General features: G+C 47.3%; 19 protein-coding genes. 17 read left to right on the forward strand and 2 right to left on the reverse strand.

What is annotated here, in order from left to right; all coding sequences use genetic code 11:
- Window positions 1-162 precede the first annotated feature (162 nt).
- The 9 genes from der (at window position 163) to QP794_RS30015 (ending at window position 5,761) form a co-directional block, all read left to right on the forward strand.
- Window positions 163-1,485: a ribosome biogenesis GTPase Der gene (gene der, locus QP794_RS29975; protein ID WP_024630683.1), complete on the forward strand. Its 1,323-nt coding sequence runs from the start codon at window positions 163-165 to the stop codon at window positions 1,483-1,485.
- Between the two features lie 11 nt (window positions 1,486-1,496).
- Complete coding sequence (plsY, locus tag QP794_RS29980) at window positions 1,497-2,120, forward strand: glycerol-3-phosphate 1-O-acyltransferase PlsY (protein WP_076288925.1); 624 nt, start codon at window positions 1,497-1,499, stop codon at window positions 2,118-2,120.
- A complete protein-coding gene (locus QP794_RS29985) occupies window positions 2,113-3,153 on the forward strand; it encodes an NAD(P)H-dependent glycerol-3-phosphate dehydrogenase (protein ID WP_285080391.1) in 1,041 nt (346 codons plus the stop codon). Before plsY ends, QP794_RS29985 begins: the two co-directional genes overlap by 8 nt.
- Window positions 3,154-3,253: 100 nt before the next feature.
- Entirely contained in the window at window positions 3,254-3,529 is a 276-nt protein-coding gene (locus QP794_RS29990) for a stage VI sporulation protein F (RefSeq protein WP_285080394.1), read from the forward strand.
- A 171-nt stretch (window positions 3,530-3,700) separates the two neighbouring features.
- Entirely contained in the window at window positions 3,701-3,880 is a 180-nt protein-coding gene (locus QP794_RS29995) for a DUF2768 family protein (RefSeq protein ID WP_285080396.1), read from the forward strand.
- 83 nt (window positions 3,881-3,963) lie between these two features.
- Window positions 3,964-4,581: a hypothetical protein gene (locus QP794_RS30000; RefSeq protein WP_285080398.1), complete on the forward strand. Its 618-nt coding sequence runs from the start codon at window positions 3,964-3,966 to the stop codon at window positions 4,579-4,581.
- Window positions 4,582-4,599: 18 nt separating this feature from the next.
- Entirely contained in the window at window positions 4,600-4,953 is a 354-nt protein-coding gene (locus tag QP794_RS30005; RefSeq protein ID WP_285080400.1) for a 2Fe-2S iron-sulfur cluster-binding protein, read from the forward strand.
- A 9-nt stretch (window positions 4,954-4,962) separates the two neighbouring features.
- Complete coding sequence (locus QP794_RS30010) at window positions 4,963-5,118, forward strand: hypothetical protein (protein WP_285080402.1); 156 nt, start codon at window positions 4,963-4,965, stop codon at window positions 5,116-5,118.
- Window positions 5,099-5,761 carry a hypothetical protein gene (locus QP794_RS30015; RefSeq protein WP_285080404.1) on the forward strand — a complete coding sequence of 221 codons (663 nt, stop codon included), beginning with the start codon at window positions 5,099-5,101 and terminating at the stop codon, window positions 5,759-5,761. Before QP794_RS30010 ends, QP794_RS30015 begins: the two co-directional genes overlap by 20 nt.
- A 144-nt stretch (window positions 5,762-5,905) precedes the next feature.
- Here QP794_RS30015 and QP794_RS30020 read toward each other — a convergent pair whose 3' ends face one another.
- On the reverse strand, window positions 5,906-6,295 hold the full coding sequence (locus QP794_RS30020) for a tautomerase family protein (RefSeq protein WP_285080405.1): 390 nt from the start codon (window positions 6,293-6,295) through the stop codon (window positions 5,906-5,908).
- A 457-nt stretch (window positions 6,296-6,752) separates the two neighbouring features.
- Here QP794_RS30020 and spoIVA point away from each other — a divergent pair, with 457 nt between their 5' ends.
- The 5 genes from spoIVA to QP794_RS30045 all read left to right on the forward strand — a co-directional run bounded on the left by spoIVA (window position 6,753) and on the right by QP794_RS30045 (window position 12,648).
- A complete protein-coding gene (gene spoIVA / locus QP794_RS30025) occupies window positions 6,753-8,231 on the forward strand; it encodes a stage IV sporulation protein A (protein WP_024630674.1) in 1,479 nt (492 codons plus the stop codon).
- Window positions 8,232-8,448: 217 nt separating this feature from the next.
- Complete coding sequence (locus tag QP794_RS30030; RefSeq protein ID WP_285080406.1) at window positions 8,449-9,546, forward strand: sugar ABC transporter substrate-binding protein; 1,098 nt, start codon at window positions 8,449-8,451, stop codon at window positions 9,544-9,546.
- A gap of 109 nt (window positions 9,547-9,655) precedes the next feature.
- Window positions 9,656-11,173 carry a sugar ABC transporter ATP-binding protein gene (locus tag QP794_RS30035; protein ID WP_285080408.1) on the forward strand — a complete coding sequence of 506 codons (1,518 nt, stop codon included), beginning with the start codon at window positions 9,656-9,658 and terminating at the stop codon, window positions 11,171-11,173.
- Complete coding sequence (locus QP794_RS30040; protein WP_024630671.1) at window positions 11,170-12,156, forward strand: ABC transporter permease; 987 nt, start codon at window positions 11,170-11,172, stop codon at window positions 12,154-12,156. Before QP794_RS30035 ends, QP794_RS30040 begins: the two co-directional genes overlap by 4 nt.
- Window positions 12,157-12,375: 219 nt before the next feature.
- Window positions 12,376-12,648, forward strand: coding sequence for an HU family DNA-binding protein (locus QP794_RS30045; RefSeq protein WP_024630670.1), 273 nt, complete (start codon window positions 12,376-12,378; stop codon window positions 12,646-12,648).
- Window positions 12,649-12,714: 66 nt separating this feature from the next.
- Here the strand turns inward: QP794_RS30045 and QP794_RS30050 are convergent, their stop codons facing one another.
- Window positions 12,715-12,876, reverse strand: coding sequence for a hypothetical protein (locus tag QP794_RS30050; RefSeq protein WP_161634208.1), 162 nt, complete (start codon window positions 12,874-12,876; stop codon window positions 12,715-12,717).
- Window positions 12,877-13,023: 147 nt separating this feature from the next.
- Between QP794_RS30050 and mtrB the strand changes: the two genes are divergently transcribed.
- From mtrB to QP794_RS30065, 3 genes are all read left to right on the forward strand, one after another.
- Window positions 13,024-13,245 carry a trp RNA-binding attenuation protein MtrB gene (gene mtrB, locus QP794_RS30055; protein ID WP_024630669.1) on the forward strand — a complete coding sequence of 74 codons (222 nt, stop codon included), beginning with the start codon at window positions 13,024-13,026 and terminating at the stop codon, window positions 13,243-13,245.
- 98 nt (window positions 13,246-13,343) lie between these two features.
- Window positions 13,344-13,895, forward strand: a complete 552-nt coding sequence (locus QP794_RS30060) for a hypothetical protein (RefSeq protein ID WP_285080416.1) — start codon at window positions 13,344-13,346, stop codon at window positions 13,893-13,895.
- A gap of 101 nt (window positions 13,896-13,996) precedes the next feature.
- Window positions 13,997-14,860: a heptaprenyl diphosphate synthase component 1 gene (locus QP794_RS30065; protein WP_079349419.1), complete on the forward strand. Its 864-nt coding sequence runs from the start codon at window positions 13,997-13,999 to the stop codon at window positions 14,858-14,860.
- Window positions 14,861-14,871: the final 11 nt, after the last annotated feature.

Below are 14,871 nucleotides of genomic sequence, written 5' to 3' on the forward strand. Positions count from 1 at the left end.
TTATATACTGCATATTTTGCTGAACAATAAAAGCAAGATCGGCGAGCCCCAGCGGGTTCGCCGATTGTTGTTATTGCGAGTATAACGGCATGAAACGTTAGCCAAGACAGGTGTTTTTTGCTATGATGAGTATCGTAAGTATGGACAGGAGGAGTGGAATGTATGGCAAGACCCGTTGTGGCAATTGTCGGGCGACCGAATGTGGGCAAGTCCACCATTTTTAATCGGATCATCGGCGACAGATTGGCCATTGTGGAAGACAAGCCGGGCATTACCCGTGACCGTATCTACGGAATCGGCGAATGGAACGGTAAACCATTTAGCATTATCGATACAGGTGGTATCGAAATCGACGGCGAGGACGTCATTTTAAAATCAATCCGGATGCAGGCAGAGCTCGCCATTGAAGAAGCGGATGTTATTGTATTCATGTGTGATGCAAAAGCAGGGATTACGCAATCTGATGAAGAAGTCGCAGAGATGTTGTACCGCTCAGGTAAGCCTATCGTTGTAGCCGTTAACAAAGTGGATAATATCGGGCGCAGTGAGCTCATTTATGAGTTTTATGGATTTGGATTTGGTGATCCAATCGGAGTATCAGGAAGTCATGGTACAGGTGTAGGCGATTTGCTCGACGCCATCGTAGAGAAATTACCTGAACTTGAGGAAGAGACTTACGATGACGATGTCATTCGTGTAGCTCTGATCGGACGTCCTAACGTGGGTAAATCTTCATTGGTGAACGCCATTTTGGGCGAAGAACGTGTTATTGTCAGTGATGTTGCTGGAACAACGCGGGACGCTATTGATACACCATTTGAAAAAGACGGCCAGCGTTATGTACTGATTGACACAGCAGGTATGCGTAAACGTGGTAAAGTCTATGAAACCACGGAGAAATACAGCGTAATGCGTGCGATGCGTGCCATTGAGCGTGCAGATGTTGTTCTGATTGTTATTAATGGCGAAGAAGGCATTATTGAGCAGGACAAGCACATTGCGGGTTACGCATTCGAAGCAGGTAAAGCTTCTATGTTTGTTGTGAACAAATGGGACGTTGTCGAGAAGTCTGATAAAACAATGAATGAGTTTGAGAAAAAAATTCGGGATCATTTCCTGTTTATGACTTACGCTCCGGTTGTATTTTTGTCAGCTAAGACAAAACAACGCTTACAAAAATTGTTGCCTGTTGTGCAGCGTGTAGCACAGCAGCATTCTATGCGTGTTCAGACGCATCTGCTTAACGATGTCGTGTCTGATGCAGTGGCGATTAATCCGCCGCCAACAGATAAAGGACGCAGAATGAGAATTAACTATGTGACGCAGGTTGCCGTTAAACCTCCGACCATGGTTATCTTTGTAAACGATCCGGAATTGATGCACTTTTCTTATGAACGTTACCTGGAGAATAAAATTCGTGCAGCGTTTGATTTTGAAGGGACACCAATTCGCATATTTACTCGGAGGAAGTCCGACGAAGGTTAGGGGAGAAGTTTGTGATTTTACAAATCGCAGCGATTGTCCTGAGTTATCTGCTCGGTTCAATCAGCTTTAGTGTCCTCCTTGCAAAAGCACTACGGGGGATCGATATCCGTCAGCACGGAAGCGGAAATGCAGGAGCCACCAATACTTTGCGGATATTGGGAAAAGGGCCGGCAATTCTGGTACTGCTGCTGGATGTACTCAAAGGTATTGCGGCCGTTTGGATTGGGGTTTGGTTCAGCAACGGTTCCGATTGGATTCCTGCACTTAGTGGTATAGCTGCCATTGCAGGACATAACTGGCCGCTGTACTTCCGTTTCCGTGGAGGAAAAGGAATCGCGACAGCAATCGGTGTGCTCGTGACTCTTGCACTTATTCCTGCGCTGTGCGCCGGGGTATTTGCCATCCTGTCCATCGTATTGACACGATATGTTTCACTGGGTTCCCTTATTTTTGTAGCTTTGACACCGCTCTTCATCCTTGTGTTACCCGGATATTCAATGAGTATCTTCTGGGGAAGTCTGATTATTTGTCTGTTTGCGTTCTGGAGACATCGTACCAATATTGCGAAGCTCGCCAAAGGACAGGAAAATAAATTGGGATCGAAAAACCCTGGAGGGGGAAAACGCGTTGTCTAAAAAAGTTGCTGTTCTGGTTGCGGGCAGTTGGGGTACTGCACTCGCCAGTGTATTGGCTGCCAATCAGCTGGATGTGATCATGTGGACACGTGGTGAAGGCCAGGCCACAGAGATCAATACTAAACATACCAACCAACGCTTCCTTCCCGATGCAGAGCTGTCGCCCCGTATTCAGGCAACAACGGATATGGCAAAGGCAGTTGAAGGGGCTTCAGCTGTGTTAATTGTTGCTCCTTCATCGGCGATGCGTTCGGTTGCTCATCAGCTTAAGGCCCATTACAAACCGGAAATGTTAATCATTCATGCAACCAAGGGTTTCGAGACAGAAAGCTTGAAACGCATGTCCACGGTCATATCGGAAGAACTTGAATGTGAAGAAGGACGTGTCGTTGTACTTTCTGGTCCAAGCCATGCGGAAGAAGTGGTTAAGCGTTGCCCAACAACGGTTGTTGTGGCATCACTGGATAAAGCTTCTGCCGAGGCAGCCCAAGGTTTATTTATGAATGCTTATTTCCGTGTGTACACAAATCGAGATATGATCGGTGTAGAGCTGGCGGGAGCGTTCAAAAATATTATCGCGCTGGGAGCAGGTATGTCAGATGGCCTTAACTTTGGTGACAATGCCAAAGCTGCGCTACTAACACGTGGGCTGGCCGAGATCACACGCATAGGTGTGGAGATGGGAGCGAATCCGCTCACGTTCTCCGGACTTGCAGGAATCGGCGATTTGGTCGTGACCGCGACGAGTCAGCACAGCCGTAACTGGAGAGCAGGTTCCTTGCTTGGTAAAGGACAGAAGCTGGACGATGTTTTGAGTTCCATGGGCATGGTTGTGGAAGGCATTCGGACCACGCAGGCCGCCCACTTTATTTCTCAGAAATACGGTGTGCAAATGCCGATTGCAGATCAGCTTTATCACGTTCTTTTTCAAGAGAGACAGCCGCGGGATGCGGTTGAAGCATTGATGGGACGTGATCCGAAGACCGAAATGGAAGTCATGACGCTTGAAACCTGGGAGCAGTGGCATTCCTGATGGTCGCGTAGGCGGCTTTCCCGAAATGAGAAAGCTTATTCACCTTTTTTGCGGTGCACTCATACTATACACATGAGTATTGCCGGAGGAGGGGAGACGAATGGCTAACAACATTTCCAAGGAAGCGCTGAAAGCGATCAACAAAAAAACAGGGAAACCGATTACGGAAGGTGCCGTCAAAAAATTGGCGAGTACAGTAAAACCGTCCACCATGCAAAATGAAGCTCAGTTGCGCCAACTGATCAAGCAAGTATCCGCCATGGCAAAAGTGCCGGTATCTGAGGATACAGTTCAGGATATCGTGAGTGCCGTCAAAAAAAGCGGATTAAACCCAAACAGTATGGAATCATTAATGAAAATGATGATGAAAAAATAATAGATCGCGCCTGCTCTGCAGGCGATCGAGCAAGACAAAAAGACGAGTCGGCATCTGCCGGCTTGCTTTTTGTCTTTTTTTTGGAAAGTGGAGCTATGTTTCGTGTTATAATAGTTGCAATTGTCACAGTGTCAGTGATGAATAACGGACTGAAGGGGAGAACTCTGGAATATGAACGCAATGGACAAGATGTGGCTTTCATTGGTCGCAATCCTCATTATGGGACTATCTGTATTCCTGATTACGTTTGCTCGTGCCAAAACGAAAGGAATTGTACGGGGAATTCTTTCGTTAATTGCTTTTCTCATTATGCTGATTGGCTTATTCGGCGGAATAGCTTCTCTAACCTGATCTTTCTCGCCTGAGAGATAACATCCGCATAAACACATCATAAGAGCTGACACAACGAAAACGGATGAAGGGAAGGTGAGCCGATGAGGCCGCATGAAACGGAGGATCGGACAGCGCGCTATCCGGAATTACACGCGGCTTTGCTGGAGACGGCGAAAGCCTGGGATACAGAGCCTCATACGTGGTTGCTTGGAGGCAGCTGTGGATTATTGCTCCAACAGGTGGAGTTACAACAGGCTCCCAGAGATATTGACATTTACGCTGATATCACCGCGGCGAAGGTGCTGCATAAATCTGCGCCTGGATTGGTGCTGGACGAGCCTGTGGTAGATAAGACTGGACCCTATGCCTCGCTACTTAGTCATTATCAGGTAGGGACTTGTGCGTTGGAGCTGGTTGGTGGTTTTGAAGTGTGGGCACGTAAAAGTTGGTACCGTATTGAAATTGAACATGTATTGGCCGAGTATGCACCTGAGGCGAAAGTGGGCTCGTACACATTGCGACTAATGCCGCTTGCGCATGAGCTGTTGTTCAATCTGATGAGAGGCCGAGCCGATCGGTATGAACCCATCGCAAGAGAGATTCGGAAGATGCCCGAATTACATCAACCTCTAATGACTTTATTGGGGCAGCAAAATATATGGACAAGTCGATTCAGAGCAGAAGTGGAAGAGCTTGTTGGCTTCGAATGGCCTCAGTAGGTTGAGGGAGGAAGAGTTATGGATTACAATATTACTTTTTTACCACAAAATAAAACGATTCGGCTAAAGCCAGGGGTAACGCTGCTAAATGCTGCACGCCGTGCAGGGGTAAAGATAGCAACTCGTTGTGATGGAAAGGCAGCCTGCCTGATGTGTAAGGTGAAAGTAGATGCGGAATTTTTTGCTGCGCTGCATCCACCAACAGATGCGGAGAAGCATAAGCTGGGTTCGTTGCTGGATGCAGGCACCCGGCTATCTTGTCAGGCGAAAGTGCGAGGATCCGTAACGGTTCATGTTCCGGAGGATCCCTTGAAGGCGGCGATTCGTAAACAACTGGAGCGTCAGCAGCAAGAAGAGGATGATTGGTTCTAAGAATACGGAGTGGAACGATTCAAGGAGGATACGGATGAACGTGAATATGACAAAGAACGTGAAGCCACGTGGGCAGAGGCGTCAGATGCAGAAGATGTCCTGTCTACTCGTATTCCTGTTGTTTGCTATGACATCAACGGGGTGTATGTATCAATCTCAGAGTAATCCCGATCCCAAAGTAGCTTATAAGGAAAGTGTAAGCCGTATTCAAACTGCGGTAGAAGCGTTCCAACAGGATCAGGGGATTTTGCCCATGATCAATGCAGATATCGAAACACCTAAATATGAAAAATTCAGAGTCGATCTGTCCAAGCTGAAACAGCAGGGATATCTGGATGAAATACCCGGAACGGCGTTTGAAAGTGGTGGTAGCGCTTACTTTCTCATACAGGATGAAGAAGTGAAGCCAACGATTAAAGTCATGGATCTTCAAACCGTGCAGAAAGTAAACGACGTTCAACGAATGGTTAATCAGTATAAGTCCGTACATAACAATCAACTGCCACGCGGGGAAGAACTGTATCCGGATCTATACGCTGTAGATATGGAACAAGCTGCACAGGATGGTACCCCAGCGGTTACGTTGAATAGTGTCTATTCAGGTCAGGAGCTGCCTTTCATGATGGATGATGAGGGCAATATCTATGTGGATTATGCCTTTGACTTTATGCAGGCTGTAGAGAAGTCAGAGAAGCCTCCAACGAACGCAGAAGATATGCGTGAATTTTTGCTGGAGCATTCTTACTTTGTCCCTGTAAAATCGGTCGCCTACACGTGGCAGAATAACACTCCGATTGCAAAAAAGTAACATGAGCATTCATTCGATTCGAATGCATGCGATCCAATGATTGGCTCTAAAAAAAGAGATATTCCGCATCACGGGATACCTCTTTTTTGTATGTCGGTTTAAAGTCACATCATATGGTCCGTAAGCTATACTCAGATGATTTGTTCAGATCTCCACTTTATAACTCAAGTTAAGTTCATCGCCAGGCAATCCTCGAATACCCCAATGACTGCGTGGTGTTTCAAATATGGTAATTTCCACATCATTGGGCGACAGCTTTAACTGTTCATTTATTCGAGTGAATAATTGCTGAAGAAGCTCTTTTTTGACTTGATCTGTTCGGCCTTCGAACATGCTGATTTCAATTATGGTATATCCATTTGATCGATCGGCGGGAAAAAGAAAATCCGCTGTGTCCATGGGAAAATAACGATGAAACTTCTTGTTCTCAGGCAATCCTACAACCTCCATCATAACGGAGTGTATGACTTGTGAAAGCTGCTCTTTCAGAGGGTTTAGGTGCGCACCTATTCCATAAATTTTGATCTGTGCCATGCTCATCTCACCTTTCTCAGCTCGTTTTCTCTTCTCAGCTCTGCTAAAAAATGGCTTACCCTCCCAGTATACCTTCTGCACGGTTTGAACGGTACCACGAAAAAACCAAATCACGAATCGGCATAAAAGCTTTGGTACGCTCATAAAGTAGATTGAAATAAAGACGCGCAGTCCGAGAGCGGGGCGATTCTCTTAAGGTCACTACCTTGAGAAAAAAACAAAAAATACGCGTCATAATGCTGCATACGGATACATAAGATGATACTAGTCCAATTGCATGTACGAGTTAACGCCGCTTTCGCCGGTTTCATCAGAATGCAACGTTCGGCGGCGGACGACTTCCGGGCACTCACAAAGGCGGCTCTACCGTTGCAGGGATTTCAGTCTTCTGATTGAAAAAACGAAGCGGATGCTCTTTAGCATTTTTCCTTCGGAGTAATTTAGGGAGGGGATTTCATTGGAGAAAGTGGACATTTTTAAGGACATTGCCGAGCGGACCGGAGGGGATATTTATCTCGGGGTTGTCGGCGCAGTCCGGACAGGTAAATCAACATTTATCAAACGTTTCATGGAAACGATTGTGCTGCCAAACATCACAAACGAGGCAGACCGTGCCAGGGCAGTAGATGAACTGCCTCAGAGCGCAGCTGGCAAAACCATCATGACGACGGAGCCAAAATTCGTACCGAATAACGCGGTTCAAATCAAGGTCGCAGAGGGACTTGATGTCAATGTGCGCCTTGTGGATTGTGTAGGTTACGCAGTGGAAGGAGCCAAGGGATACGAGGACGAGAATGGGCCACGCATGATCTCCACGCCTTGGTTTGAAGAACCGATTCCGTTTCAGGAAGCTGCCGAAATTGGCACGCGCAAGGTCATTCAGGAGCATTCGACACTGGGTGTTGTGGTCACAACAGATGGCACGATTGCGGAGATTGCCCGGAGCTCCTATGTGGAATCTGAGGAACGTGTCATTGCTGAACTGAAGGAAGTGGGTAAACCATTCGTGTTGGTGATCAACTCGACTCGCCCTCGCAGTGAAGAAGCGCTGCAATTGCGCAGTGAGCTTGCTGCCAAGTATGACATTCCGGTCATGACTCTCAGTGCAGCTACAATGACAGAAGACGATGTGACAGGTGTGCTTCGCGAAGTGCTGTATGAGTTCCCTGTACATGAAGTGAATGTGAATCTGCCGAGCTGGGTAATGGTTCTGAACGAAAATCACTGGCTGCGCAGCAACTACGAAAATTCCGTGCGCGACACGGTTAAGGATATTCGCAGGCTGCGTGATGTGGATCGGGTTGTTGCTCAGTTCATGGAATATGAATTCATCGACCGTGCCGGTCTGAGCGGCATGAACATGGGGCAGGGTGTGGCAGAAATTGATCTGTATGCACCGGATGAATTATACGATCAGATCCTCGTGGAAGTCGTTGGTATTGAAATTCGAGGCAAGGACCATCTGCTGCAGTTGATGCAGGAATTCTCCCATGCGAAGAGGGAGTACGATCGCTTCGCTGAAGCGCTGGAGATGGTCAAAACGACCGGCTACGGCATCGCAGCTCCATCCCTCGCCGAGATGGCACTGGATGAACCAGAGCTCATCCGGCAGGGTACGAAGTTCGGCGTCCGCCTGAAAGCAACCGCACCATCCATTCACATGATCCGGGTTGATGTGGAATCGGAGTTTGCACCGATTATCGGAACGGAGAAACAGAGTGAGGAACTGGTGAGGTACTTGATGCAGGACTTCGAGAACGATCCAATCAAGGTATGGGATTCAGATATGTTCGGTCGTTCGCTGCATTCCATCGTGAGAGAAGGCATTCAGGGTAAAATTGCGATGATGCCAGATAACGCACGATACAAGCTGCAAGAGACGCTGGGACGTATCATTAACGAAGGTTCAGGTGGATTGATCGCCATTATCCTGTAAGGCCAAAAGACCGTAAAGGCCCCCCTTTACGGTCTTTTTCTTGTGTTATTTTCATGATTTTGGATGAACTGGATAAGATGATTTAGTTCCTGAAAAAACTTAGCGAGTTTTAGCTTTAAATTACTAAAACCCATTTACATACTAGGGATTAGCCGTTATATTAATATTCAACGATTGTGATCGAGATCACAGAGAGTGTGAACAGGGGGAGAAAGAGATGAGAAGGAAAGATTCAAAATGGGTATGGTTGAGTGTGCTGCTTGTATTTACATTGGCGCTGTCCGCTTGTGGAATTAAAAAAGAGCCTGCTTCAACTACAGCTTCTGACACGACAGAGGACAAGCCTCAAACCGAAGCAGTAACAGGTCCACTCAGTGGAAAACGCATTGCATTGATTATGGAATTTAACACAGGTACGTTCTCGCAGCAATATGTGCAAGGGGTTAAAGAAGAAATTGAAAAATTCGGTGGAGAACTGACTACGTTTGTCGCCGATAATGATAAAGCCAAAATGGTATCGTTGCTCGATAGTGCAATTAACCAGAAGTTCGATGCTATTCTGACGGATCACGGGGATTCCTTGCTGGAGCCTGGGGTGAAAAAAGCAGTAGAACAAAACATTCCGGTTGTTGTGTTCGATGCAGACATTAGTGTTCCGGGAGCAACAGTGTTGTCCCAAGATGATCAGAAGATGGCTGAGCTTACGCTGGAGCAAATGAAAAAAGATATTAATGGACAAGGCAACATCGTAAAAGTATGGGTGGCTGGCTTTGCACCAATGGAACGTCGTCAGGTTGCTTATGGCAAGTTCTTGAAAGAGAACCCTGACATCAAGGAGATTGCAACGTTTGGTTCAGCACAGAATCCGGCGCTGGATACACAAGCCAAAATGGAAGCGATTCTGAAACAATATCCAAAAGGTGAAATTACAGCGGTATGGACTGCATGGGATGAATTTGCCAAAGGTGCAGCGCGTGCTATTCAGCAAGCAGGACGTGACGAGATCAAGGTATACGGTATTGACATGAGTGATGAAGATTTGCAGATGATCCAGGATCCGAAAAACCCTTGGGTAGCTTCTGCTGCCGTTGATCCTACAGACATTGGGCGTGTTCAGGTTCGTTATGCGTACCAGAAGCTGAATGGGGATGAGACAGAGGATCAAGTGGTTCTTAATCCGGTGTATGTACAGCGTGATGCGCTGCCTGACAAACAAATCTCCACTTCAGAGCTGTCCGAGTACGTTGAGGGCTGGGGAGGAAGTACACAGGGAATCAAGGATTGGATGTCAGAATACGGAGTTACTGCTAAATAAAGCAGCGTAACGAGGCGCGCCGCAAGGCGCGTTTTTTCTAACCAAGATGAAAATAAAACGACTTGAGAATAGTGATACTCCCAGAGGGGAGCGATTGGAGGTTTGTCTCATGAGTACTGCACCGATTCTGCTTCAAATGGAACATGTCCACAAGCAGTTCGCAGGCATTCCGGCACTGAAAGATGTGGAGTTCTCCGTCAAAGGTGGGGAAATTCACGCGCTACTTGGTGCGAATGGTGCTGGTAAGAGCACTTTGATGAAAATTCTGTCAGGTGCATATCAATTGGATCAGGGCACCATCCGGTTAAGTGGGCAAACTCTTCATCTGAATTCACCAGGAGATGCCAAAGCGAGTGGTATTCACTGTGTGTACCAGGAGGTGGATGCTGCGCTGGTACCCCAATTGACAGCTGCCGAGAATATTATGCTGGATCAATTGGCATCGCCTGCCGGAGGTTGGTGGAAAAGTCCGCGGAAACTGCAACAGCGTGCGGCTGAAGCACTGCAGCAGTTGGGAGCGAGCATATCCGTGTACAAAAAAGTAGCGGACCTGACCCTCGCGGAGAAGCAGATGATACTACTTGCACGTATCCTGATTCAGGATGCCAAGGTCATTATTTTTGACGAACCGACTGCGCCGCTGAGCCAGGAAGAAACGGATGCTTTTTTCCGAATCGTACATTTGTTGAAGGAACGCGGAGTGGCATGTATTTTCATTACTCACCGTCTTCCGGAAGTTACAAGTCACTGTGACCGCGTTACCGTTATGAGAGATGGACAACATGTGTTTACGGGTGAGGCACAGGAGCTTACGATCAATGATCTGGTGACGCAGATGCTCGGAAAACCGTTTGAGGAAGAGTTCCCCAAGACAGAAGCACCGGTAGGTGAAGTGCTGCTGGAAGCACGGGGACTTCGGCGTGGAGTCCGGGTCAAGGGTGTGGATCTGTCTGTTCGTCGTGGGGAAGTGCTTGCTGTGGTGGGGCTTGTAGGTGCGGGGAAAACGGAATGCTCCCGCTTGTTAATAGGTGCAGATCGGCTAGAGAGTGGAGAGATTCGACTTAATAATCGTGAACTTCATCTTTCCCAACCTGCTGACGCCGCGGCTCTGGGCATTGTCTCAGTGCCTGAGGAACGGCGGAAACAGGGGATTTTGATTGAGGAAAACGTGGAGCGGAATTTGAGCCTTCCCTTGCTTGGACGTCTCAGCAAATTAGGCTTTGTAAGCCGAAAGCGCGAGCGGGAGAATGCGGAATCTTTGGTGCAGCAGCTGGGTATTAAGACATCGTCAGTGCGGCAGGAAGTGAAGTATTTAAGCGGAGGCAACCAGCAAAAGGTAGCCATCGGTAAATGGCTGAATGCGGACGCAGACGTCTTTATCTTTGATGAGCCGACAAAAGGTGTCGATATCGGCGCCAAAAGTGACATTTTTCGCATCATTAACGAACTGGCTTTGGCTGGCAAAGCCGTGATCTATTTTACATGTGAATTGGATGAAGGATTGGGTATCGGTGACCGGATCGCAGTTATGTGTGAAGGGACCATCGTAAAAGAATTTAAACGAGGCGAGACTAACCAAGAACAGCTGCTTTACTACGCAAGCGGTGGACAAGAGGTGGAAGCATGAAGGATAAATCATTAGATTTTGCGTTCCGTTATGGTGCGATTATCGTTATTATTGGTGTTATTGCATTTTTCGGTATTAAATTGCCTTATTTCTTTACGTACAGTAACTTGACTGATATTTTGGGTTCTATCTCCATCGTGACATTTGTCGCTATCGGTGTTACCTTATCTCTCATTGTAGATGGATTTGACCTCTCGGTGGGGGCAACTGTCTCGCTAACCACTGTCGTTACTGCTTCGTTAATGATTTGGTACCAGCAGCCGCTGGCCGTTGTCATTATTGTCCCTCTAATCATTGGGGCTGTAATTGGTTGGCTCAATGCCTTGCTGATCGTGAAACTCCGTATCCCGGATCTGCTGGCTACACTTGCCACGATGTACATCATTGGTGGAATTCACAAAACGTATGCTCAAGGCTACACGATCTATAACCATATGCAATTCCCTGACGGAAGCAAGGCAGCCGGAGAGATGGACCCCACATTTCTGCAGCTTGGGCAGGGAAAATGGCTGGGAATGCCGATTTCGGTTATTCTGCTGCTCATTGCGGTGATCGGTGTGCATATCTTTTTGACCTATACGAAGTATGGGCGCCAGATGTACGTTACTGGAGGTAATGAGGAAGCTGCACGTCTATCCGGCATCAAGGTAAAAAAGGTGCGTACACTCGCTTATGTAGCTGCTGGAGTGTTTGCTGCAATCGGTGGTATTATCTATGCCTCCAAAGTAGGCTCAGGACAAATTGATGCGGGTTCTCCGTTGTTAATGGAATCCGTAGCTGCTGTGTTTGTCGGCTTCTCCGTATTTGGTGCAGGCAAGCCGAACGTCATTGGAACATTCATTGGCTCCGTTCTAATTGGTGTACTGGTGAACGGTTTAACGATGATGAATGTTCAATATTTCACGCATGATATTGTAAAAGGTGGGGTGCTCGTGCTTGCCCTGGCGGTTACATTTTACGTGTTAAACCGCAACCGCACTTGAAATTGTGTGCTGTCTGTATTAGTATAAAATTTGTTCGGCGTCTGGAACACCCTTGGTTTCAGGCGACATTCTGCCGAAAATGACTGTTGACCGCAGGCCGAGATTTGTGTTCATCACGCTCAAGATGTACGTAGATTTTTTGTGTATGAACGTATATTTCGCTATAAAACGGAAACACAGTATAACATTCAGGACATTGATTCAGGAGGTGAAAAACAAATGAACAAATCAGACTTGATTACACACGTGTCCGAAGCGACTGAATTGTCCAAAAAGGATGTAACGAAAGCGGTTGATGCCGTATTCGAAGCAATCTCTGAGGCTCTTCAAAGCGGAGACAAAGTACAATTGGTTGGTTTTGGGAACTTCGAAGTTCGCGAGCGCTCTGCACGTAAAGGACGCAACCCGCAAACAGGTGAAGAAATCGAAATTCCTGCGAGCAAAATTCCTGCATTCAAACCAGGTAAAGCGCTCAAAGACGGAATTAAATAAGATTTCTACATATTCCATATGTCGACAAAAAGACCGTGACTTGTTCACGGCCTTTTCTTTTGTCCTTTAATCATCTTTCTTCCTGCTGTCCAAAGGCTCTGGCTCATCCGGCTGCTGTGCATAGGCGATCAGAATGAGTTCTTCTCCGGCAGCTGAAGACAGATGCTGTTCAATTTCCTTTAACTGGTGAATATGCTCGTCTGTCAGGTCTGCGGGGGTGTACTTCAACGTGACTCTCCTTTCTGTGGCTGGATAACTTGTAGTATGACCCGGCGGTAACAGATTATTGCGCTCTATTCATATAAGGGCTGGTTGACAAATGAAACAATCTTTATCATCATTAACGCTATTGAACAAGGAGAGGGGATGTGCGTGATGGATCATCCAACCGGCAGTGATTATATCGTCATTAAGGCGGAAGAAAATGGTGTCCAGGTCATTGGCTTAACCCGAGGTCAGGATACCCGTTTCCACCATACGGAGAAGTTGGATAAGGGAGAAGTCATGTTTGCCCAATTTACCAATCATACTTCCGCCATTAAAATCCGTGGAAAAGCCACGCTGATCACCAAGCATGGACAGATTCAGTCGGAATAATGAAAATTGCAGGCATAGCCTGCTTTTTTTCATTGTACAATGAGGTATGAGCCTTTACCGGACAGACTACACTAACAGGTAAGGGCAGGGAGGCATTTATGAAACCGCGGATGATCGTGACTGCTTCACTGCTGGCAACGGTTGCGGCGGTCCTTCTGCTTGTTGCCATACAAACCTTACATATGCGTACCTTGGGCGGTGAAAACGTACAACCCGTTTCTGCCGCGAGGCATCCAGTCCAGCTAACGGAAGACACTCTGGTGGACGTGCTGAGTACCTTAAAACTGTCCACACCGATTGCCAGAGTGGAATGGAAACGATCCATTTTGACGCTTGACCTGAAGGTTACCGGAACCGACACAAGTTACACCGAAATCTATGGTAATATGGCTGCTGTGGCTGATCTTGGCTTTCGAAGCCTGGATAACGTGGACCAGGTGATGCTGCGTGTAATGGCTGAGGATGAATGGCTTCATAAAAGGCATTTGCTGCTCGCTGCCGATATTCGGCGTGGGGAGTGGCCGATGTATGCGATCGAAACGCTTCGAGACTGGAAAAGCCCGATCCTCTCCGATGAATTGAAAGACTGGTTTCACATGATGGAGACCGAACTTTGGAAGAAGCAATTCGAAATGTCAAGTCAGGGGTAATAGAATAGCAGGATTCAGTGCGTGCCCGATAAACATATGCTATAATATATAAGATTGTAGTGCAGAAAAGGTTTAACAATGCAAATGCTCGGAGGCTGAGAATGAATTCATATCGCGTACCCCAACTAGCAAAGAAATATACGGATTACGACATGATTCGACAACATACGGAAATCCCATCATTTCCGGATAGCCGGGCTCGTCTGCTGCAGGTATTTGTGGGCCGCACAGACGAAAAGGTGCATGATGAGCTATACGCTCTCGCAACCTCGCTCGTTCAGTTGGCCATGGATACGCATGATCGAATCGATACGATCTCTGGAGAGCGTAGAGAACTGGAGATGCGCTCACGCCAGCTGAACGTGCTTGCCGGAGATTATTTCAGTAGCCGTTTCTATCAGTTGCTTGCCCATGCAGGCAAAATTGAAATGATCGGCAAACTTAGTGGTGCTGTATCCGAAGTGAATGCACGCAAAATGACGCTGTATGAACGGATGAAAAAGCTTCTCGTTTCGGCTGAAGAATACTTGCGTGAAACAATACAGCTGAAGATGCAGCTGTTTCTTTCTTTTACAGGCATGATCCGCGATAACGAAGCGTCGTTATGGAACAACCTGCTGGCCGAATTCAGCTGCTGCGAAGCGATTATGGAAGAGCTGCGGCGGATGAATGACGAACAGAACTTTTATCACAGTTATGCCTTCTGGCATATATACGAGTACGGCAATGATGACGAGCGGAATTTGCTGCGCCAGCCCGAGCCGGATGCAAGAGCATGGAGCGGCATGGTGCTGAAGTATCGGATTGGCGATTTGTTGCTGGACAAGCTTCGTGAATGTACACGCCGTATACAACTGTTGCTGCAAGACGAGGAAGATCAACTGGGCCTGGATGAGTTCGATGCAATCCTGGAGCCTTACCTGACGTATTTGCAGCCTTCACATGCGGCAGTTAGGGAAGATTGAGGGGGAGACAG

Origin of the sequence: Paenibacillus sp. UMB7766-LJ446 (genome assembly GCF_030226665.1) — a bacterium.
Taxonomy (GTDB): domain Bacteria; phylum Bacillota; class Bacilli; order Paenibacillales; family Paenibacillaceae; genus Paenibacillus; species Paenibacillus vandeheii.

Coding starts and splice junctions, on each gene's coding strand:
- QP794_RS30015 (WP_285080404.1), top strand. CDS start 5,099: ATGTATCAATCTCAGAGTAATCCCGATCCCAAAGTAGCTTATAAGGAA.
- QP794_RS30060 (WP_285080416.1), top strand. CDS start 13,344: ATGAAACCGCGGATGATCGTGACTGCTTCACTGCTGGCAACGGTTGCG.
- QP794_RS30045 (WP_024630670.1), top strand. CDS start 12,376: ATGAACAAATCAGACTTGATTACACACGTGTCCGAAGCGACTGAATTG.
- der (WP_024630683.1), top strand. CDS start 163: ATGGCAAGACCCGTTGTGGCAATTGTCGGGCGACCGAATGTGGGCAAG.
- mtrB (WP_024630669.1), top strand. CDS start 13,024: ATGGATCATCCAACCGGCAGTGATTATATCGTCATTAAGGCGGAAGAA.
- QP794_RS30030 (WP_285080406.1), top strand. CDS start 8,449: ATGAGAAGGAAAGATTCAAAATGGGTATGGTTGAGTGTGCTGCTTGTA.
- QP794_RS30000 (WP_285080398.1), top strand. CDS start 3,964: ATGAGGCCGCATGAAACGGAGGATCGGACAGCGCGCTATCCGGAATTA.
- QP794_RS30065 (WP_079349419.1), top strand. CDS start 13,997: ATGAATTCATATCGCGTACCCCAACTAGCAAAGAAATATACGGATTAC.
- QP794_RS30040 (WP_024630671.1), top strand. CDS start 11,170: ATGAAGGATAAATCATTAGATTTTGCGTTCCGTTATGGTGCGATTATC.
- QP794_RS30035 (WP_285080408.1), top strand. CDS start 9,656: ATGAGTACTGCACCGATTCTGCTTCAAATGGAACATGTCCACAAGCAG.
- QP794_RS29995 (WP_285080396.1), top strand. CDS start 3,701: ATGAACGCAATGGACAAGATGTGGCTTTCATTGGTCGCAATCCTCATT.
- QP794_RS30020 (WP_285080405.1), bottom strand. CDS start 6,295: ATGGCACAGATCAAAATTTATGGAATAGGTGCGCACCTAAACCCTCTG.
- QP794_RS29990 (WP_285080394.1), top strand. CDS start 3,254: ATGGCTAACAACATTTCCAAGGAAGCGCTGAAAGCGATCAACAAAAAA.
- QP794_RS30005 (WP_285080400.1), top strand. CDS start 4,600: ATGGATTACAATATTACTTTTTTACCACAAAATAAAACGATTCGGCTA.